General features: G+C 71.7%; 16 protein-coding genes and 2 tRNA genes. 9 read left to right on the top strand and 9 right to left on the bottom strand.

From position 1 onward, the window contains the following. Position 1: 1 nt before the first annotated feature. Genes pcaH through ACQHII_RS07470 form a run of 4 tightly spaced genes read right to left on the bottom strand, consistent with a single transcriptional unit; the run spans position 2 to position 3388 of the window. On the bottom strand, positions 2 to 775 hold the full coding sequence (pcaH, locus tag ACQHII_RS07485) for a protocatechuate 3,4-dioxygenase subunit beta (protein WP_093630328.1): 774 nt from the start codon (positions 773 to 775) through the stop codon (positions 2 to 4). An 8-nt stretch (positions 776 to 783) separates the two neighbouring features. Further along, positions 784 to 1986 carry a thiolase family protein gene (locus ACQHII_RS07480; RefSeq protein WP_427918501.1) on the bottom strand — a complete coding sequence of 401 codons (1203 nt, stop codon included), beginning with the start codon at positions 1984 to 1986 and terminating at the stop codon, positions 784 to 786. After that, positions 1983 to 2627 carry a CoA transferase subunit B gene (locus tag ACQHII_RS07475; protein ID WP_427918500.1) on the bottom strand — a complete coding sequence of 215 codons (645 nt, stop codon included), beginning with the start codon at positions 2625 to 2627 and terminating at the stop codon, positions 1983 to 1985. The genes ACQHII_RS07480 and ACQHII_RS07475 overlap by 4 nt, the downstream gene beginning before the upstream one ends. After that, positions 2627 to 3388 (bottom strand): CoA transferase subunit A, encoded by a 762-nt coding sequence (locus ACQHII_RS07470; protein ID WP_427918499.1) that lies wholly within the window; start codon positions 3386 to 3388, stop codon positions 2627 to 2629. The genes ACQHII_RS07475 and ACQHII_RS07470 overlap by 1 nt, the downstream gene beginning before the upstream one ends. Before the next feature lie 234 nt (positions 3389 to 3622). Here ACQHII_RS07470 and ACQHII_RS07465 point away from each other — a divergent pair, with 234 nt between their 5' ends. Further along, entirely contained in the window at positions 3623 to 4087 is a 465-nt protein-coding gene (locus ACQHII_RS07465; protein ID WP_427918498.1) for a MarR family winged helix-turn-helix transcriptional regulator, read from the top strand. Between the two features lie 17 nt (positions 4088 to 4104). On the opposite strand, the gene ACQHII_RS07460 is transcribed toward ACQHII_RS07465, so the two are convergent. Beyond that, entirely contained in the window at positions 4105 to 5100 is a 996-nt protein-coding gene (locus ACQHII_RS07460) for a DUF3048 domain-containing protein (protein ID WP_427918497.1), read from the bottom strand. 126 nt (positions 5101 to 5226) lie between these two features. Then, positions 5227 to 6297, bottom strand: a complete 1071-nt coding sequence (locus ACQHII_RS07455) for an ATP-dependent DNA ligase (RefSeq protein WP_427918496.1) — start codon at positions 6295 to 6297, stop codon at positions 5227 to 5229. A gap of 75 nt (positions 6298 to 6372) precedes the next feature. Between ACQHII_RS07455 and ligD the strand changes: the two genes are divergently transcribed. The 3 genes from ligD (at position 6373) to ACQHII_RS07440 (ending at position 9422) form a co-directional block, all read left to right on the top strand. After that, the gene (ligD, locus tag ACQHII_RS07450; RefSeq protein WP_427918495.1) at positions 6373 to 7395 is read left to right on the top strand and encodes a non-homologous end-joining DNA ligase; all 1023 of its coding nucleotides are present in this window, start codon (positions 6373 to 6375) and stop codon (positions 7393 to 7395) included. Positions 7396 to 7398: 3 nt separating this feature from the next. Beyond that, positions 7399 to 8286, top strand: coding sequence for an ornithine cyclodeaminase family protein (locus tag ACQHII_RS07445; protein WP_427918494.1), 888 nt, complete (start codon positions 7399 to 7401; stop codon positions 8284 to 8286). A gap of 89 nt (positions 8287 to 8375) precedes the next feature. After that, entirely contained in the window at positions 8376 to 9422 is a 1047-nt protein-coding gene (locus ACQHII_RS07440) for a LacI family DNA-binding transcriptional regulator (RefSeq protein WP_427918493.1), read from the top strand. A gap of 21 nt (positions 9423 to 9443) precedes the next feature. Here ACQHII_RS07440 and ACQHII_RS07435 read toward each other — a convergent pair whose 3' ends face one another. Beyond that, on the bottom strand, positions 9444 to 10235 hold the full coding sequence (locus ACQHII_RS07435) for a VOC family protein (protein WP_427918492.1): 792 nt from the start codon (positions 10233 to 10235) through the stop codon (positions 9444 to 9446). Between the two features lie 288 nt (positions 10236 to 10523). Here ACQHII_RS07435 and ACQHII_RS07430 point away from each other — a divergent pair, with 288 nt between their 5' ends. The 5 genes from ACQHII_RS07430 (at position 10524) to ACQHII_RS07410 (ending at position 13588) form a co-directional block, all read left to right on the top strand. Continuing rightward, on the top strand, positions 10524 to 10769 hold the full coding sequence (locus ACQHII_RS07430) for a WhiB family transcriptional regulator (protein WP_427918491.1): 246 nt from the start codon (positions 10524 to 10526) through the stop codon (positions 10767 to 10769). Between the two features lie 64 nt (positions 10770 to 10833). Further along, positions 10834 to 10905 (top strand) — tRNA-Ala (locus ACQHII_RS07425). Between the two features lie 10 nt (positions 10906 to 10915). After that, positions 10916 to 10987 (top strand) — tRNA-Asp (locus ACQHII_RS07420). Between the two features lie 28 nt (positions 10988 to 11015). After that, positions 11016 to 12368: an SDR family NAD(P)-dependent oxidoreductase gene (locus ACQHII_RS07415; RefSeq protein ID WP_427918490.1), complete on the top strand. Its 1353-nt coding sequence runs from the start codon at positions 11016 to 11018 to the stop codon at positions 12366 to 12368. Then, positions 12365 to 13588, top strand: coding sequence for a ribonuclease inhibitor (locus ACQHII_RS07410; RefSeq protein ID WP_427918489.1), 1224 nt, complete (start codon positions 12365 to 12367; stop codon positions 13586 to 13588). The genes ACQHII_RS07415 and ACQHII_RS07410 overlap by 4 nt, the downstream gene beginning before the upstream one ends. Here ACQHII_RS07410 and ACQHII_RS07405 read toward each other — a convergent pair. Together ACQHII_RS07405 and ACQHII_RS07400 are read right to left on the bottom strand one after the other, a co-directional pair. Then, a complete protein-coding gene (locus tag ACQHII_RS07405; protein WP_427918488.1) occupies positions 13566 to 15392 on the bottom strand; it encodes an AAA family ATPase in 1827 nt (608 codons plus the stop codon). The two genes, ACQHII_RS07410 and ACQHII_RS07405, sit on opposite strands and share 23 nt — an antisense overlap. Beyond that, complete coding sequence (locus ACQHII_RS07400; RefSeq protein WP_427918487.1) at positions 15393 to 16796, bottom strand: DUF2201 family putative metallopeptidase; 1404 nt, start codon at positions 16794 to 16796, stop codon at positions 15393 to 15395. Positions 16797 to 16815: the final 19 nt, after the last annotated feature.

Genomic DNA, 16815 nt, shown 5'->3' with positions numbered 1-16815 from the left:
GTCAGCGTCCTTCTTCGATCCAGGTGGCGTGCGGGCCGTCGAGCACGATGTCCCAGTGGTAGCCCATCGAGAACTCGGGCACGGACAGGCTGTGGTCGTAGGTCGCGACGAGGCGCTGCCGGGCCGCGTCGTCCGTCACCGACTGGATGATCGGGTCGTAGGGGAACAGCGGATCGCTCGGGAAGTACATCTGTGTCACGAGCCGTTGGGTGAACGCCGTGCCGAACATCGAGAAGTGGATGTGCGCCGGACGCCAGGCGTTGACGTGGTTGCGCCAGGGGTAGGGGCCCGGCTGGATCGTGGTGAAGCGGTAGGTGCCCTCGTCGTCGGTCAACGTCCGCCCCACACCGGTGAAGTTGGGGTCCAGCGGGGCGTCGTGCTGCTCGCGCTGGTGGGCGTAGCGGCCGGCCGAGTTGGCCTGCCAGATCTCGACCAGCTGGCCGCGGACCGGCCGTCCGGACCGGTCCAACAGCCGCCCGGAGACGGTGATCCGTTCACCGATCGGCTCGCCGTTGTGCTGCCGGGTCAGGTCGTTGTCGATCTCCGTGATGTCCCGCTCGCCGAACGCGGGCGAGGCCAGCTCCACCAGCTCCGGGTCCTTCGACACGTCGATGGTGACCGGCGGCTGTTTCGGGTGGCGCAGCAGCGAGGAGCGGTAGGGGGCGTAGTCGCGGCGCGGGTGGTGCTCGACCGGGGCGCCGTCCGCGATCCGCTTCTCGTACGTCGCGTGCTCGGCCGCTATCTCGAGGTCGATGTCGTGCTGGGTGAGAGCCATGGGGGTTCCTACCGTTCGAGGACGAGGGCGAGGCCCTGGCCCACGCCGATGCAGAGGGTGGCGACGCCAACTCCTGTTCCCTTGCGGGCGAGTTGGTGGGCGACGGTGCCGGCGAGGCGGGCACCGGAGGCGCCGAGGGGGTGGCCCAACGCGATGGCGCCGCCTTGGGGGTTGAGGATCGCGGGGTCGAACTCGGGCCATTCGGCGACGCATCCGAGCACCTGGGCGGCGAAGGCCTCGTTGAGTTCCAGAACTGACAGGTCGTCAAATCCCTTGCCCGCCTTGGCGAGTGCGCGGTTCACGGCCTCGACGGGGGCGAGTCCGAAGTAGTCGGGGTCGAGCGCGTGCACACCGGTCGCCGAGACTCGGGCGAGGGGCTGACGGCCGGTGGCCCTGAGGCCCTCCTCGTCGGTCAGCAGCAGGGCGGCGGCACCGTCGTTGAGCGGCGAGGCGTTGCCGGCCGTGACCGTCCCGTTCTCCGTGCGGAACGACGGCTTGAGCCTGGCCATCGCCGGCAGGGAGGCGTCCGGCCGTACGCATTCGTCGGCGGCGAAGGCGACCGGGTCGCCCTTGCGCTGCGGGACCGGGACAGCGGCGATCTCGCCGTCGAAGAGCCCGGCGGCCTGCGCGTCGGCCGCCTTCCTGTGGCTGGCGAGCGCGAACTCGTCCTGCTGCTCGCGGCTGATCTTGTGCTTGTCGGCGATGAGTTCTGCCGATTCGCCGAGTGGAACGGTCCACTGCGGGTTCATGGCCGGGTTGACCATGCGCCAGCCGAGCGTGGTCGAGTACAGCTCGGTGTGCCCGGCCGGGAAGGGGCGGTCCGACTTGGGCAGCACGTACGGCGCGCGGGTCATCGACTCCACCCCGCCCGCCACGGCGATCGAGGCGTCCCCGACGGCGATGGCGCGGGCCGCCTGGATCACCGCCTCCAGGCCGGAGGCGCACAGCCGGTTGACGGTGACGCCCGGCACGGAGGTGGGCAGGCCCGCGAGGAGCGTGGCCATGCGGGCCACGTCGCGGTTCTCCTCGCCGGCGCCGTTGGCGTTGCCGAAGAAGACGTCCCCGATGCGGGCCGGGTCCAAGTCCGGTGTGCGGGCGAGGAGTTCGCGGATGGCGTGGGCCGCCAGGTCGTCGGGGCGGACCGAGGCGAGGCCTCCGCTGTACCTGCCGAACGGGGTGCGGACGGCGTCGACGATGTAGACGGTGTTCACAACAGGCCCTCCGTGATGGTGAGTTCGGCGTCGGTCCTGGCGACGATCTCCTCGACGGTCACACCGGGCGCGGTCTCGGTGAGCACCAGCCCCTCGGGCGTCACGTCGATCACGCCGAGGTCGGTGATGACCCGGTTCACGCACGCCTTCCCGGTGAGGGGCAGCGCGCACTCCTTGAGGATCTTCGGGGAGCCGTCCTTGGCCACATGGGTCATCACGACGATGACCGTGCGGGCGCCGTGGACGAGGTCCATCGCCCCGCCGATCCCGGTGATCAGCTTGCCGGGGATCGCCCAGTTCGCGAGGTCGCCCCCGGCCGAGACCTGCATCGCGCCCAGCACGGCGACGTCTATGTGACCGCCCCGGATCATCCCGAAGGAGAGCGCGGAGTCGAAGAAGGAGGCGCCGGGCAGGACCGTCACGGTCTCCTTGCCGGCGTTGATCAGATCCGGGTCGACCTGGTCCTCGGCCGGATACGGGCCGGTGCCCAGGATGCCGTTCTCGGATTCGAGGATCACCTCGACGCCCGGCGGGAGGTAGTTGGGGATCAGGGTCGGCAGTCCGATGCCGAGATTGACGTACTGCCCGTCTGCAAGTTCGAGGGCCGCGCGGGCCGCCATCTGCTCACGTGTCCAGGCCATCAGCCGCTCACCGTCACTGTCCGCTGCTCGATCCGCTTGTCGGCGGCCTGTTCGGGGGTGAGGGCCACCACCCGCTGCACGAAGATCCCCGGCAGGTGCACCGCGTCCGGGTCGATCGCGCCGGGCTCCACCAGTTCCTCGACCTCGGCGATCGTCACCCGGCCCGCCATGGCGGCGAGGGGGTTGAAGTTGCGGGTGGACTTGTTGAAGACGAGGTTGCCGTGCCGGTCGCCCTTCGCGGCCCGCACCAGGGCGAAGTCGGTGCGGATGCCGTGCTCCAGCACGTACTCGGTGCCGTCGAAGTCCCGCACCTCCTTCGGGGGCGAGGCGAGCGAGACGCCGCCGGAGCCGTCGTAGCGCCAGGGCAGTCCGCCCTCGGCGACCTGGGTGCCGACCCCCGCAGGGGTGTAGAAGGCGGGGATGCCCGCCCCGCCCGCGCGCAGCCGCTCCGCGAGGGTGCCCTGGGGGATCAGCTCGACCTCCAGTTCCCCGGCCAGGTACTGGCGGGCGAACTCCTTGTTGGCGCCGATGTAGGAGCCGGTCACCCGGGCGATCCGGCCGGCGGCCAGCAGCACGGCGAGGCCGGACTCCAGCGCCCCGCAGTTGTTGGAGACCACGCCCAGGGAGCCGACCCCGCGCTCGTACAGCGCCTGGATCAGCACGTTCGGCACACCGCTCAGCCCGAAGCCGCCGACCGCCAGCGTCGCTCCGTCCGGCACATCGGCCACTGCCTCCAGGGCTGTGGCGACCACCTTGTCCATCCGTGAAGCTCCGTCCCGTCAAAGCGCCCGGTCAGCAGTCCGTGCGGTGGGGATCGCCGCATTTCATCAGGGCACTGAGCATTTCGGTGAAGTTTCCTTCACGCTGCCACTGTGGGGCCCTCGCGTCAAGACCTGGGCGAAGCCCCAGGTCGGCTCCGTGCGCAGGGCTGGACTCGGCCCCAGGGTCCCCGGGTATCGTTCAGTGCACGGACGAATTCGACTTCGGGAGGGCACATGGGCGCGGTGGACCTCACCCTTCACCCCGGGCATCTCGCCCGGCGGCTCCAGCAGGCGCACTACCTGCTGTGGAACGCGATGGTCTCCGAGGAGATCACCTCGCCGCAGTTCGCGGTGCTCAACGCGCTCGTCGAGGAACCGGGACTCGACCAGCGCACGGTGGGCGAGCGGGTGGGTTTGGACCGGTCCACCGTCGCCGAGGTGATCAGCCGGCTGAGCACCCGCGGTCTCCTCGACAAGGTACGTGACACGCGTGACGGCCGCCGTTTCCTGCTCTGCCTCACCGACGACGGGCGGCGCGTCCACCGCAAGCTCGCCGTCCGCACGGCCCGGATGAACCAGGTCTTCCTGGCTCCCCTCTCCGCCGAGGAGCAGGGTGTCTTCCTCGACCTCATCCAACGGGTCTCGGACGCGGCCGAGGGACTCCGCAACCCCACGGAGCCCCTCGCCGTCCGCCGCTGATCCTCGGGCCACCGCCGTCAGGCCTTCGCGAACACCACCCAGACCTGGCCCTTCGCGAAGTTCACGGGTGTGCCGTCGGAGGTGGTGAACTCCGTCCCGTCCGCCGCCGTCGGCCGCTTCCAGTCCACGCTGTAGGTACGGCCGTCCCGCAGGACGTCCGCCTTCCCGGAGCCGACGGTCACGGTGTACGGCGTGTTGTTGCCGAGGACGTCGTGATAGACGGACTTCTGGATCTTCACGTACTGGACGACGACCGTCGCCGGGGCCAGCCGCTTCCCGGCGGTCGTCACGGCGGGCGTGTCGTCCTCGGTGACCAGCCAGCGGTGCTGCGACCCGGACCAGGTGAAGGTGAAGCGGGCCGCCGGATAGCGCACGGTGCGGGAGGCGGTGGCCTTCCCGCCCGCGGGGGCGGTGCCGTAGCGGAAACCGGTCGTCAGGGCCGCCGCACCCGGGGCAGAGGAGAGCAGCTTGTTCGGGCGCAGGTAGAGGTTGTGCGGGGCGGACTTGTCGACACCCCGGTAGTAGGCGCTCGCCACCTCGTCGGGCGACGCGGACCGCAGCGGCGCCTTGTCGATCAGCGGCAGCAGCTTGTGCTGGGCCCCGGAGAAGGCGAGCGTCGGGTCGTCGAACTGGCGCAGCAGTTCCAGGTCGGAGACGCGCGCGCTGCGTACCGGTCCGACGGACTTGGGCAGCTTGGTGGCGAACACCGCCATCAGCCGGCTCAGTCCGCCCTCGACCTGCTCGGCGTAGACGATGTCCGCCGAGTCCAGGCCCGTCTGCGGCCGGGCCGCGGGCACGTTGTCGATCTTCACCGCGAGCACCGGACCGGCGGCGGGGGCGGTCGTGCTCGGGCTCTCGGCCGGGCTCTGCGTGGGGGACTGGCTCCGTCCGCGTCCGTCGTCGGTGGTGCCGCCGTGATGCGCCGTGCAGCCCACCGCGAGGGAGGCCGTCATCGTGGCGGCCAGCAGCGCCGCTCGTCTCGCGCCATGACGCCGGGGCGCCTTCTGTCCCATGCCCACCGTTGCCACCAGTCTGTGTTTTCGATTGTGCTCTTATAAGTTCATTGGTGGCCATACCCGCTCGGTTGTGTTTGTGCGCGTCGAATGGGCCGATCGGCCCACCGGAAGATCCGGAGGAAGTCAGTCCGGCGTGCCGAGGATCTCCCCGAGGTCGTAGCGCACCGGCTCCTCCAGCTGTGCGTAGGTACAGCTCTCGGGCGTACGGTCCGGGCGCCAGCGGCGGAAACGAGCCGTGTGCCGGAAGCGCGCGCCGTTCTCCATGTGGTCGTACGCCACCTCGGCCACCCACTCCGGCCGCAGCGGCACCCAGGACAGATCCTTCTTGCCCGACCAGCGGCTCGGCGCCCCCGGCAGCCGGGCGCTCTCGTGCGCGGCCTCCTCCGCCCAGGCCGCCCACGGATGCCCGGCGGGATCGTCCATGCGCAACGGCTCCAGCTCCTCGATCAGCTCGGCGCGCCGCTTCATCGTGAAGGCGGCCGACACACCCACGTGTTGGAGGGTGCCCCGGCCGTCGTGGAGACCGAGCAGGAGCGAACCCACGACGGGTCCGCTCTTGTGGAGGCGGTACCCGGCGACCACCACGTCCGCCGTCCGCTCGTGCTTGATCTTGAACATGGCGCGCTCGTCCTGGCGGTAGCGCAGATCGAGCGGCTTCGCCACGACACCGTCGAGCCCGGCCCCCTCGTACTGCTCGAACCACTGCCGCGCCACCTCCATGTCGGTGGTCGCGGGCGCGAGATGCACGGGCGGGGTCGCGCCGGACAGCGCCCGCGCGAGCAGCGCACGCCGGTCGCCGAGCGGTGTGTCGAGCAGCGACTCGTCGGCCAGGGCCAGCAGGTCGAAGGCGACGAAGGAGGCCGGCGTCCGCTCGGCCAGCGTCCGCACCCGCGACTCGGCCGGGTGGATGCGCTCGGTCAGCGCGTCGAAGTCGAGCCGCCCCTCGCGCGCGATCACGATCTCGCCGTCCAGCACACAGCGCTCGGGCACCCGCTCCTTCAACGCCTCGACCAGCTCGGGAAAGTACCTGGTCAACGGCTTTCCGGTACGGCTGCCCAGCTCGACCTCGGCGCCGTCGCGGAACACGATCGCCCGGAAGCCGTCCCACTTCGCCTCGTAGTGCATGCCCGGCGGAATCCTCGCCACCGACTTGGCGAGCATCGGCTTCACGGGCGGCATCACCGGCAGATCCATGCTTCCGATTCTGCGCTCGTACGTCGCCTGCCGCCCGGTGTGCGAGGTTCGGACGGCGGGCCTACCGTGGCTCGCATGGGCGAAGCGGTGGAACTGGAAGCGGGCGGCCGCACCGTACGGCTGTCCAGCCCCGACAAGATCTTCTTCCCGGAGCGCGGCTTCACCAAGCTGGACCTCGCCCGCTACTACATCGCGGTCGGCCCCGGAATCCTGCGTGCCCTGCGCGACCGCCCCACCACCCTGGAGCGCTACCCGGACGGGGTCGAGGGCGAGAACTTCTTCCAGAAACGGGCGCCCAAGAACATGCCCGACTGGATCCCGCGCGCCCACATCACCTTCCCCAGCGGACGCAGCGCCGACGAGATGTGCCCCACCGAGGAGGCCGCCGTGCTGTGGGCCGCCCAGTACGGCACGCTCACCTTCCACCCCTGGCCCGTGCGCCGCGACGACGTCGACAGCCCCGACGAACTCCGCATCGACCTCGACCCGCAGCCCGGCACCGACTACGACGACGCCGTCCGCGCCGCCCACGAACTCCGTGCCGTACTCGACGAGTTCGGCGGCCTCAAGGGCTTCCCCAAGACCTCCGGCGGACGCGGCCTGCACGTCTTCGTCCCCATCGAACCCAAGTGGACCTTCACGCAGGTCCGCCGCGCCGCCATCGCCGTCGGCCGCGAGCTGGAACGCCGGATGCCCGAGCAGGTGACGATCAAGTGGTGGAAGGAGGAGCGTGGTGAGCGCATCTTCGTCGACTACAACCAGACCGCCCGCGACCGCACCATCGCCTCCGCCTACTCAGTACGTCCCCGCCCGCACGCCCCCGTCTCCGCCCCGCTGAGCTGGGACGAGGTCGGCACCGCGCACCCCCGCGACTTCGACCTTGCGACCATGCCGGCCCGTTTCGCCGAACTCGGCGACGTGCACGCCGACATGGACGACCACCGCTACTCCCTCGACGCCCTCCTCGAACTGGCCCGCCGCGACGAACACGACCACGGGCTCGGCGATCTGCCGTACCCGCCGGAGTACCCGAAGATGCCGGGGGAGCCCAAGCGGGTGCAGCCGAGCCGCGCGAAGAAGGACCCCGAGGGATCCTGACGGATGCCCCGCCTGCTGACGCGAGGGGACCTCGACGCCCTCTTCGAACCCGCGGCTTGCCTCGCCGCGCTGCGGCACGGCTTCCTCACCACGGGGGCGGCCACGGCGGTTCCGGTTCAACGGGCGCGCACGGAACCGCCGTTGTTCCCCGGTACCGCCACCGCTTCCCTCCATGTGGTGAAGTGCGCGGGGGCCGGGTCGAGGAGCGTGATGTGCCTGCGCGGCGGCACGAACGGGGAGTTGCTCGCCCTCCTCGACGCGGCGACGGTGACCGCGTGGCGGACCGGACTGGCGGCGGCACTCGGCACCCACGTTCTCGCGCACCCGGAGGAGGGCGCGGTGGTGGGGGTGATCGGCGCCGGGCCGCAGGCCGAGTTGATGCTGCGGGGGCTGGACGTCCTGCGGCCGTACGGTCAACTCCTCGTCCACGACACGGACTTCGACCGCGCGACCGACTTCGCCGTGCGGCACGGCGGCAAGGTCCTGGGCTCGGCGGCGGAGATCGCCTCGGCCGCCGACATCGTGCTCCTCGCGACCTGGTCCCGCACCCCGCCGCTGTCCCTCGCGGACACCCGCGCGGGCCAGCACCTCACCAGCCTCGGCGCCGGCGAAGCGGGCAGACGGGAACTCGCCCCGGACCTGCTCGACGCGGCGCTCGTCGTCGTGGACGACCGCCAACTGGTCCCGGGCACGGGCATGTTGGCGCTGTCCGCCATCGACACGACACTCGGCGACGTCCTGCGCGGCGACCACCCGGGCCGCACCGACGCCGCCGCCCGCTCCGTGTACGCCCCCGTCGGTCTGCCCTGGCAGGACCTGGCGCTGGCCTGGCTGGCGTACCGGAGGGCGGAGGAGGAAGGGGTCGGGCGGCGGGTGGATCTGCTGGGGTGACCCAAGGGCTCCCGTCGAGTTGGGAGCGCTCTCACGGTCGGGTGAACCCGCGGCTATCCTGATCCGCAGCATCGAGGAGGGGTCCAGAAGTGACCGAGACAGCACCGCGCCCCACGCTGGAGGCCGTGGCCGCGCGGGCGGGGGTGTCGCGGGCCACCGTGTCCCGGGTGGTCAACGGCGGGGACGGGGTGCGGGAATCGCTCGTCGAACGGGTCCGGCAGGCCGTGGACGAACTCGGCTACGTCCCCAACCAGGCCGCCCGCTCCCTGGTGACCAGGCGGCACGACGCCATCGCCGTGGTGATCGCCGAACCGGAGACCCGGGTCTTCGCCGACCCCTTCTTCGCCATGCAACTCCGCGGCATCAGCAAGGAATTGACCGCCCACGACTCCCAACTCGTGCTGCTCCTCACGGAGGGCCGCGCCGACCATGCCCGCGTCGGCCGGTATCTCGCCGGCGGGCATGTGGACGGCGCGCTCGTCTTCTCCCTCCACCTCGACGACCCGCTGCCCGGACTGATCCAACGGGCCGGTGTCCCCACGGTGTTCGGCGGCCGGCCCTCCTGGAGCGAGGGAACCCGCGCGACCGGACCCACCGTCTACGTCGACTGCGACAACCGGGGCGGTGCCCGCGAGGCCGTACGCCATCTCGTCGGACTCGGCCGCACCCGGATCGCGCACATCACCGGCGCGCTCGACCAGACGTCCGCGGTGGACCGGCTCGACGGGTTCCGGGACGTCATGGTCGACGTCGATCCCCGGCTGATCGTGGAGAGCGACTTCACCCCGGGCGGCGGTGAGCGCGCGATGCGGGAACTCCTCGACCGCTGCCCCGACGTGGACGCGGTGTTCGCCGCCAACGACCTCACCGCCTACGGCGCCATGAAGGTGCTGCGCGAGGAGGGGCTGCGGGTGCCGGAGGACGTGGCCGTGATCGGCTTCGACGACATGCTGCCGGTCGCCGAGCAGACCGAGCCGCCGCTCACGACGGTCCGTCAGGACATAGAGGAGATGGGCCGGCTGATGACCCGCCTGCTGCTGCGCGGCCTCGACCGCCGCGGGGTCAGCGACGGCATCGGAGGCGCGCCGTCCAGCGTGATCCTGCCGACCACACTGGTCCACCGCGCCTCCGCATAGGCCTGCCCCGGGATCGCTCCGTCAGCTCTGCGGCGGTGCGCTCGTGATCACGGCGAAGCGGGCGCCGTGCGGGTCGGTGAGCTGGGCCATGCGGCCGACGCCCTCCATGGTGGCGGCGGGCACGGCGACCTTGCCGCCGGTCTCCACCGCCTTGGCCACCGTGGCGTCCACGTCGGCGACCTCGAAGTAGGCCAGCCAGTACGCCCCCGAGGCCGCCCCGGTCGCGTCGAAGTCGAGCGGGACGACACCGCCGAACATCGCCTCCTCACCGGCACCCGCCGGGTTGAGGCAGGTGTAGTCGCCGCCCGGCATGGGGGCGGCCGAGGTCTCCAGGCCCAGCGTGGAGTAGTAGAACGCGGCAGCCGCGGCGACGTCCGGCGTGTACAGCTCCACCCAGGTCAGCGAACCGGGGTCGCCCGCCACGTCGACCCCCTTGGTCCGGCCCGGCTGCCAGATGCCGAACGCGGCGCCCGCCGGGTCCCTGAGGACCCCCATGTGCCCCTCGCCCATCACGTCCATCGGCTGGAACAGGACCGCGCCGTGCGCCTGCTCCACCGCCTTGGCCGTGGCCTCCGCGTCCGGGCTCTGGAAGTAGACGGTCCACGCGGACGAGTCGTGCTCCGGGGGCAGTGGCATGCCGCCGGCGACCGTTTTGCCGTCCAGTTGGAAGAAGCCGTAGCCGCCGGCCTCGGGTCCCGCGGACTGGAACTGCCAGCCGAAGAGACCGCCGTAGAAGGAGATGGCGCCGTCGATGTCGGGCGAGCCGACGTCCAGCCAGTTGGGAGCGCCGTTGACGAAACGGGTGGTGAGCATCTTTGCCCTCCTCATTGAAGGGTCCCGTACTTGAGGGGGCCCGTTCTCTGCACTGCCGAGTCTTGCACCGCCCACTGACAATCGCCGCCGGTGTGGCGTGGTGAGTCGGCTCGACCGTTTTGTTCACCCTCGGTGACCGCGGAAGTTCTCCGTGTTTTCCCCCGGTTCCGCGCGCCGCCGTGCGCCGGTTCGGGCGCGGCGCCACCATCGGGGTGGCCGGAGGCCCCGGAGCGCGGCGTTGATCCCGCGTTGATCGAACGTTTTTCACCGCACGGCACGCTCCTGGACATGCACACCGACACGATCACCGCGCCCGACCTGGACTGGCAGCAGGAGGCGTTGTGCGCGCAGACCGGGGCGGACTTCTTCTTCCCCGAGCCCGGCAGCTCCGTCCGGGAGGCCAAACGCATCTGCGGCATGTGCCCCATCCGCTCCGTCTGCCTGGAGTACGCCCTCGACAACGACGAACGCTTCGGCGTGTGGGGCGGCCTCTCGGAGAAGGAGCGGCTGGAGCTGAGGCGCACCTCGCGCTGACCGGGACCAGCGCGTTTGTCGATGCGGTTCGCGCCGGGGAGTGCGACTAGGATCCGGGGGCGCACCCGGGCGTAGCGCAGAGGCAGGCGCGCGTCTTGGCAAGACGACCACATCGGTTCGAATCCGATCCCCGGGCTGCGTTCGGGGGCCCTGTAGAGCAGAGGCAGACTCGCCACCCTGTCAAGGTGGATACGCCGGTTCGAATCCGGCCGGGGCCCCACTTCTGGGCACGGCCGGGGCGGGAAGATGACTGACGAGGGCGGGATCACCGAGGCGGAACTGGCGGCCTTCCACCGCGCGGTGGGCAGGCTGCGGGAGTTGCCCGTCGACGATCCGGTGCGCCTGCGCGCGGAACAGGTCGCCGCGTCCTTCGCACGGGACGGACGGCTGCGGCGCCGCAAGGCGCGTGGCGCCGACGTGTCCGCGGCCGACGCGGCGGCGATGGCCGCGACGGCGACGGGGGCGGTGGACCGGCGCGAGGACGCTCCGCTGGCTCCGACGGGCGAGCCCGCCCGGGTGGACACCGAGGGTGTCTACCGCAAGCCGCGCGGTTGCTATGTCTGCAAGTCGCCCTATCGACAGGTGGATTCCTTCTACCACCGGCTGTGTCCCGAGTGTGCCGCCGACAACACCGCCCGCCGCGCGCTGAGTACGGATCTGAGCGGACGCCGGGCGCTGCTCACCGGCGGGCGGGTCAAGATCGGCTTCCAGCTGGCCCTGATGATGCTGCGGGACGGCGCGGAGGTACAGGTCACCTCGCGGTTCCCGCACGACACCGTGCGCCGCTTCCGTGCGGAGCCCGGCAGCGAGAAGTGGCTCGACCGGCTGACCGTGCTCGCCGTGGACCTCCGCGACCCGCGCCAGGTCCTCGGCCTGTGCGAGGAGTTGCGGCAGACGGGCGAACCGCTGGACATCCTCGTCAACAACGCCGCCCAGACCGTACGGAGGCCCCCTCAGTCGTACGCCCTGCTCGCCGCCGGAGAGCGCGACGCGCTGCCCGAAGGGGCCATGCGGGCACCGGGGTTCACACCCATGCGGATGCTCGCGGGCGGAGCCTCGGCGCTGCCCGTCGTCCTGCGCGAGGCCGACGAGGCCGGACTGCTGCCCGACCCGTCCCCGGAGAACTCCTGGTCGGCCCGGCTCGGCGCCCTCGACCCGGCCGAGGTCCTGGAGACCCAGCTCGTCAACGCGCTCGCCCCCGCCCTGCTCTGCGACCGGCTGCTCCCGCTGCTGCTCGCGTCACCGCATCCACGCCGGTACGTCGTCAACGTGACCGCCGTGGAGGGCCGGTTCGCCGTCCGCAACAAGACGGCCGGACACCCGCACACCAACATGGCCAAGGCCGCGCTCAACATGCTCACCCGCACCAGCGCCGCCGAACTCGCCGAGCAGGGCGTCCACATGTGCGCCGTCGACACGGGCTGGATCACCGACGAGAACCCCGCCCCCAAGAAGAGCCGCATCGCCGGGGCCGGCTTCCGCACCCCGCTGGACATCGTGGACGGCGCGGCCCGCGTCTACGACCCCATCGTGCGCGGCGAGTCGGGGGACCCGGTGTCCGGGGTGTTCCTCAAGGACTATCGGGAGGCGGCGTGGTGAACGGTGACACGGAGGACACGGACGCGGTCGGCTTCGCCGGGGTGGTGTACGTCCCGCCGCGTCCGGTCGCCGAACTCGGGCCGCTGCTCGACTGGTTGCGGGCCGGGCGGCCGGCCGGGGAGCGGCTGGACTTCGCCGTGGGGACGGCGCTCCCGGACGGGCGGCTCGACCTGTGCAAACAGGGACTGGGCGCGGAGGGCGCCGCACGCGTCGCCGAGGCACTGGCCCAAGGCCCGTCTCCCGTACGGCACTTGCTGCTCGGTACGGACGCGCTCGGTGACGAGGGTGCCGAGGCCGTGGCCGCCGGGAGCGGTGAGGTCGAGACGCTCTACCTCGGCTGCAACGGCATCACGGCCGGCGGTGCCTGCCGGATCGCCGACCAGCTGCGCGCCTCGCCGCAGGTCGTGACCGGGGTATGGCTCAAGCGCAATCCGCTGGGCAGCGGCGGTGGGCGGGCGGCGGCCGAACTCATCGAGTCCGCGCGGTCGTTGCGCACACTGGACCTCGTGCAGACCGGGCTCGACCCGGCGGGTGCGACCGTCCTCGCGGACGCGCTGCTGGCCGCCGTCGGCAACGGGCGCCGTATCGAGCGGCTCTTCGTCGGCGGCAACCCGCTCGGCGCGGCGGGCGCTGTGCCCCTCGCCGCCGTCGTCGCGGCGGGCGCGATCGACGAACTCTACGTGTCCGCCGCCCAGTTGGGTGACACTGGCGCCCTCCACCTGGCCGACGCCCTGGAACGGGCGCCGTACGGGCGGCTGACACGGCTGTCCGTCGCCAGCAACGGAATCGGGCCGGAAGCCGCGGCTCGATTGGTGACGGCGGCCACCGGGGCCGGGGTCGCCCTGCTGGACCTCGGCCGGGTCAGGGCGGCGGGTGCGCTGGGCGCGGCCGACAACCAGGTCGATCTGTCCGCCGCCGAGACCATCGCCCGCACCCTCGTGGCCGCCGAGCACCGCCTCACCCATCTCGTCCTGTCCCACACCGGGATGCGCAGCCGCGAGGCCCACCGCCTCCTCGACACGGCACCCCGCGCGCTCACCCCCACCCGCTTCGTCCTCGGCCAGGGCGTCGCCGCCAGCATCAAACGCCGCCTGGAGACCCTCACCGCCCACCTCCCGGCACCGGCGCTCGCCCCCGACGTGGCCGCCGTACGCAGCGTGCACCGCACGGCGCGCCCCGGGGAGGGCGACCACGGGGTCAGCGACGCGCCATCCCGGTGAATATGTCGGTCCAGAACCGCTGTTGCTGTGCCGACGCGCCCACCAGATAGGTCGCCCGGAGCTTCGCCGGGAGCAGGGCGACCATGCGGGCCACCACCGCGCGGTGCTTCTTCAGCTGGGACAGCTCCGCGTTGGCGAGGATCTGGTGGACCACGTCGCTGTCGTCGCCGCCCTCGCCGGTGTGGTCGGCGGCGCGGCGCAGCCGGGCCTCCCAGTGGTCCGCGTCGCGGGCCAGTTCGCGCAGGCCCGTCACCGGGCGGCCCTTGAAGCGGTCGATCAGGGCGGTGAGCGGCACGGGCGCGTACTCGCCGTCGCCGAGGTAGACCGTCGCCATCTCCAGCGGCAGCCCCTTGCGGTGCAGCTTGACGAGCCGCTCCAGGGTGCGCTTGGTGATCCAGGCGCGGCCTTCGTCGTCGATGTCGTGCTTCCACCACTCCAGGACCGTCTCGGCGTCCGCGCCGTACCGCGCGAGCAGCCACTCGTTGGCCGGGATGTCCTCGGGTTCCACCGTCAGCGAGGCCGTGAACCGGGTCGCCTGGGCGATGTTGTTCCGCGAGACCAGCAGCTTGCGGCCGAGGTGGTACGGCGGGTTCTGGACGGCGATCTGCGCCCGCAGGTTCTCGATGCGCCGGCCCGCGAGGGACCACTCCTGGGTGATCTCCATGAGCTTGGCGAACGCGGCCTTGTCCTTGGGGCGGTTGTACTCGTCCCACACGATCGCCTTGGGGTCCGGCCCGGTGAAGTTCGCGGCCAGCAGGTTGTCCAGGGTGCCGTCCGGCGACGGGATCGGGGCGCACAGGTCCTCGACGTTCGTCACCGGCAGCGAGAAGTACAACGGCTCCCGGCCCAGGCCCGCGCGGACCGTCTCCCGGACCAGCTCCGTCTTGCCGCAGCCGGGCGGCCCCTGAAGCAGCACCGTCCAGCGGTTGCGCAGCGCGGCCCGCACGACCTGCCGTACCGGGTCGGGGATGGTGGCCGGGTTGGGCACGCCGAGGGCCTGGGCGAGGCGGTCGAGGATCTCCGCCGTACGGTTCTGCCCGGGCTTGCCGTCGGGGCCCGGCTCGGTCAGCCGCAGCCGCTCGCCGTCGATCAGGGGCAGACCCCAGCGCAGCGGGAAGCCCTCCTTCGCGTTGGCCAGGACATGGTCCAGCGTGCGCGGGGACAGCAGCTCGCGCAGCGCGGGGGAGAGCGACGCCCACACGGCGAACACCGGATTCAGGTCCCAGGGGCGGTACTTGGCGGCGAGATGCCGGCGCCAGGACGTGTCGTTCGCCGTGATCCGCATCGTGACCATGCGGTCGAGCAGAGCGAGGTCGCCGCGCCGGGCCGAGGTCTCGGACAGCGACTCGTTGTCGGTGAGGAAGACACCGACGCAGCCCAGAGCGCGCAGATCGTGCTCGCCCAGCGTCCAGTTGCAGGCGATCTGCATCAGCTGCGACTGGATCGTGTCGCCGGCCTGGAGCGAGTCGTCGATGAGCAGCACGAACGGCGTGCCCGGCTTCAGCTGGCTCATCACCAGCTGCCGCAGCACCAGTTCACCCGTGCGCGGGTCCCGGACCGGCGCGTTGATCAGCAGGTCGTCCGGCGTCAGATTGGCCGCCGGGACGTACACCAGCGCGGTCCCCGGGTGGGCACGGCCGATGTGGGAGAAGAACGTCGCCGTCTTGCCGATGCCGTGCTCGCCGAAGATCTGCCCGGTCTGCCCCAGGTCGATCATCGCGTCGATGAAGGACTCCAGGCGGGACACCTCGCGCCCGCCGAGCCCGGTCGCCGGGGTCGTCAACTGCCCTGTCTCCGTGCTCATCTACCGCGATCCTGTCGTGACGCGATGGCAGTCCATCGCAGGGGTGTGCGTCTCGGGCCACTCGCTGCCGCCCTCGGTGATCAGCCAGATCCACTTGTCCGGCTCGGCGGGCGCGATCGGAGGCGCGTAGCCGTCGGTGAGCACCACGACCGCGTCCGGGGCGACGTCGAACCGGCGGCCCTTCACCTCCGTGCGCCCCTCCACGTAGTCCGCGACGACCTGGAAGCTCGTGCCGCCACCTCCGTAGACCCGCTCGCCGGGCTTGAACGGCATGACCACGGCGTCGAAGGACAGCCAGTGGGCCTCGACTCCGTCAATGCGGCCGACGAGGTCGGTGAGCCAGGTGATCACATGCTGGGGCATCGAGCCCGAGGTGTCGTAGGCGATGACCAGGACCTTGTCGCGGACCGGGCCGCGCCGGGAGAGCATCGGGTCCTGGCCGAGGGCCGCGAGCAGGGCGCCGCGCTTCTTCGGGTACACCAGCCGCTCGCCGTCGCGCAGTTTCGAGCCGAGGACGTCGACGAGCCAGCGCTGCCACCAGTGGACGGTACGCGTGCGTGCCGTCTCGCCGCGCAGGACGCCCGCGCCCAGCTTCCCCCAGATCCGGGCGGCCCGCGCGGAGCCGTCCTCCGTACGACCCATCAGGTCGAGCAACTCCCGCTCCGCGCCCGTGTGTCCGCGCCGGGCAGCCAGCAGAGAGTTCAGCAGCGCCGACGAGGTCACCGCGTCCACCGTCTCCTGGTCGGCCGGTACCCACGCGTCCAGCAGGTGCTCGCACAAGTGACGGTCCGGGACCGGGGGATGCGCCATGCGCTTCAGCTCGCCGTAGACCTTCATGTCGGTCGCGACGAACTCCTCGTAGGGGACGGGCTCCAGGCCGTGCGCGGTGAGATCCTCCTGGTAGAGGGCGTGGATCCGCCGTGGGTCGATGCCCGTCGGGCGGCCGTCCAGCAGGGGGAGTCCCGGGCGGCCGAGCCGGACCAGGGCGACATGGTTGATGGAGACCTCGGCGGCCAGTTCGAACACCGGGTCCTCGCGCAGCTCGGGGTCGGCGAACAGGTGCCGCTGCACCAGGTGCCGGGCCTCGTGGAAGAGCACGAACTTCACGCCGTCCAGGCCGAGTCGGACGAAGAAGTCCGGGTTGAAGAGCAGCAGACAGGAGCCGTCGCCGGAGGCGACCACGGCCGCCGTGTCCACCGCCGTGGTCGGGATCTGGTGATGGCACTTCGCGTACAGCCAGGACGCCACCGCCGACTCGGTCAGCCCGAAGTCCAGCAGCGCGGCCTCCTTCAGCCGCCGCGCCTCGGCGACCACCGCCGGGTCCGCCGGCCGGTACCGCTCCAGGGCCCTGCGGTCGGACAGATCGATCACAGGGGTACGCCGACCCCGCTCCCCGTACGCCATCCCACGCCCCCCGCGCCGC

The organism is Streptomyces sp. cg40 (assembly GCF_050320165.1).
In the GTDB taxonomy this organism is placed as follows: domain Bacteria; phylum Actinomycetota; class Actinomycetes; order Streptomycetales; family Streptomycetaceae; genus Streptomyces; species Streptomyces hokutonensis.
Note: the sequence above shows the minus strand (reverse complement) of the source record. Positions and strands in the feature narration are given on the sequence as shown.

Bases quoted from the DNA above. Each gene is read 5' to 3' on its own strand.
- ACQHII_RS07460 (WP_427918497.1), bottom strand. From the start codon at position 5,100: ATGGGACAGAAGGCGCCCCGGCGTCATGGCGCGAGACGAGCGGCGCTG.
- ACQHII_RS07415 (WP_427918490.1), top strand. From the start codon at position 11,016: ATGACTGACGAGGGCGGGATCACCGAGGCGGAACTGGCGGCCTTCCAC.
- ACQHII_RS07405 (WP_427918488.1), bottom strand. From the start codon at position 15,392: ATGAGCACGGAGACAGGGCAGTTGACGACCCCGGCGACCGGGCTCGGC.
- ACQHII_RS07430 (WP_427918491.1), top strand. From the start codon at position 10,524: ATGCACACCGACACGATCACCGCGCCCGACCTGGACTGGCAGCAGGAG.
- ACQHII_RS07445 (WP_427918494.1), top strand. From the start codon at position 7,399: ATGCCCCGCCTGCTGACGCGAGGGGACCTCGACGCCCTCTTCGAACCC.
- ACQHII_RS07400 (WP_427918487.1), bottom strand. From the start codon at position 16,796: ATGGCGTACGGGGAGCGGGGTCGGCGTACCCCTGTGATCGATCTGTCC.
- ACQHII_RS07475 (WP_427918500.1), bottom strand. From the start codon at position 2,627: ATGGCCTGGACACGTGAGCAGATGGCGGCCCGCGCGGCCCTCGAACTT.
- ligD (WP_427918495.1), top strand. From the start codon at position 6,373: ATGGGCGAAGCGGTGGAACTGGAAGCGGGCGGCCGCACCGTACGGCTG.
- pcaH (WP_093630328.1), bottom strand. From the start codon at position 775: ATGGCTCTCACCCAGCACGACATCGACCTCGAGATAGCGGCCGAGCAC.
- ACQHII_RS07435 (WP_427918492.1), bottom strand. From the start codon at position 10,235: ATGCTCACCACCCGTTTCGTCAACGGCGCTCCCAACTGGCTGGACGTC.
- ACQHII_RS07465 (WP_427918498.1), top strand. From the start codon at position 3,623: ATGGGCGCGGTGGACCTCACCCTTCACCCCGGGCATCTCGCCCGGCGG.
- ACQHII_RS07470 (WP_427918499.1), bottom strand. From the start codon at position 3,388: ATGGACAAGGTGGTCGCCACAGCCCTGGAGGCAGTGGCCGATGTGCCG.
- ACQHII_RS07455 (WP_427918496.1), bottom strand. From the start codon at position 6,297: ATGGATCTGCCGGTGATGCCGCCCGTGAAGCCGATGCTCGCCAAGTCG.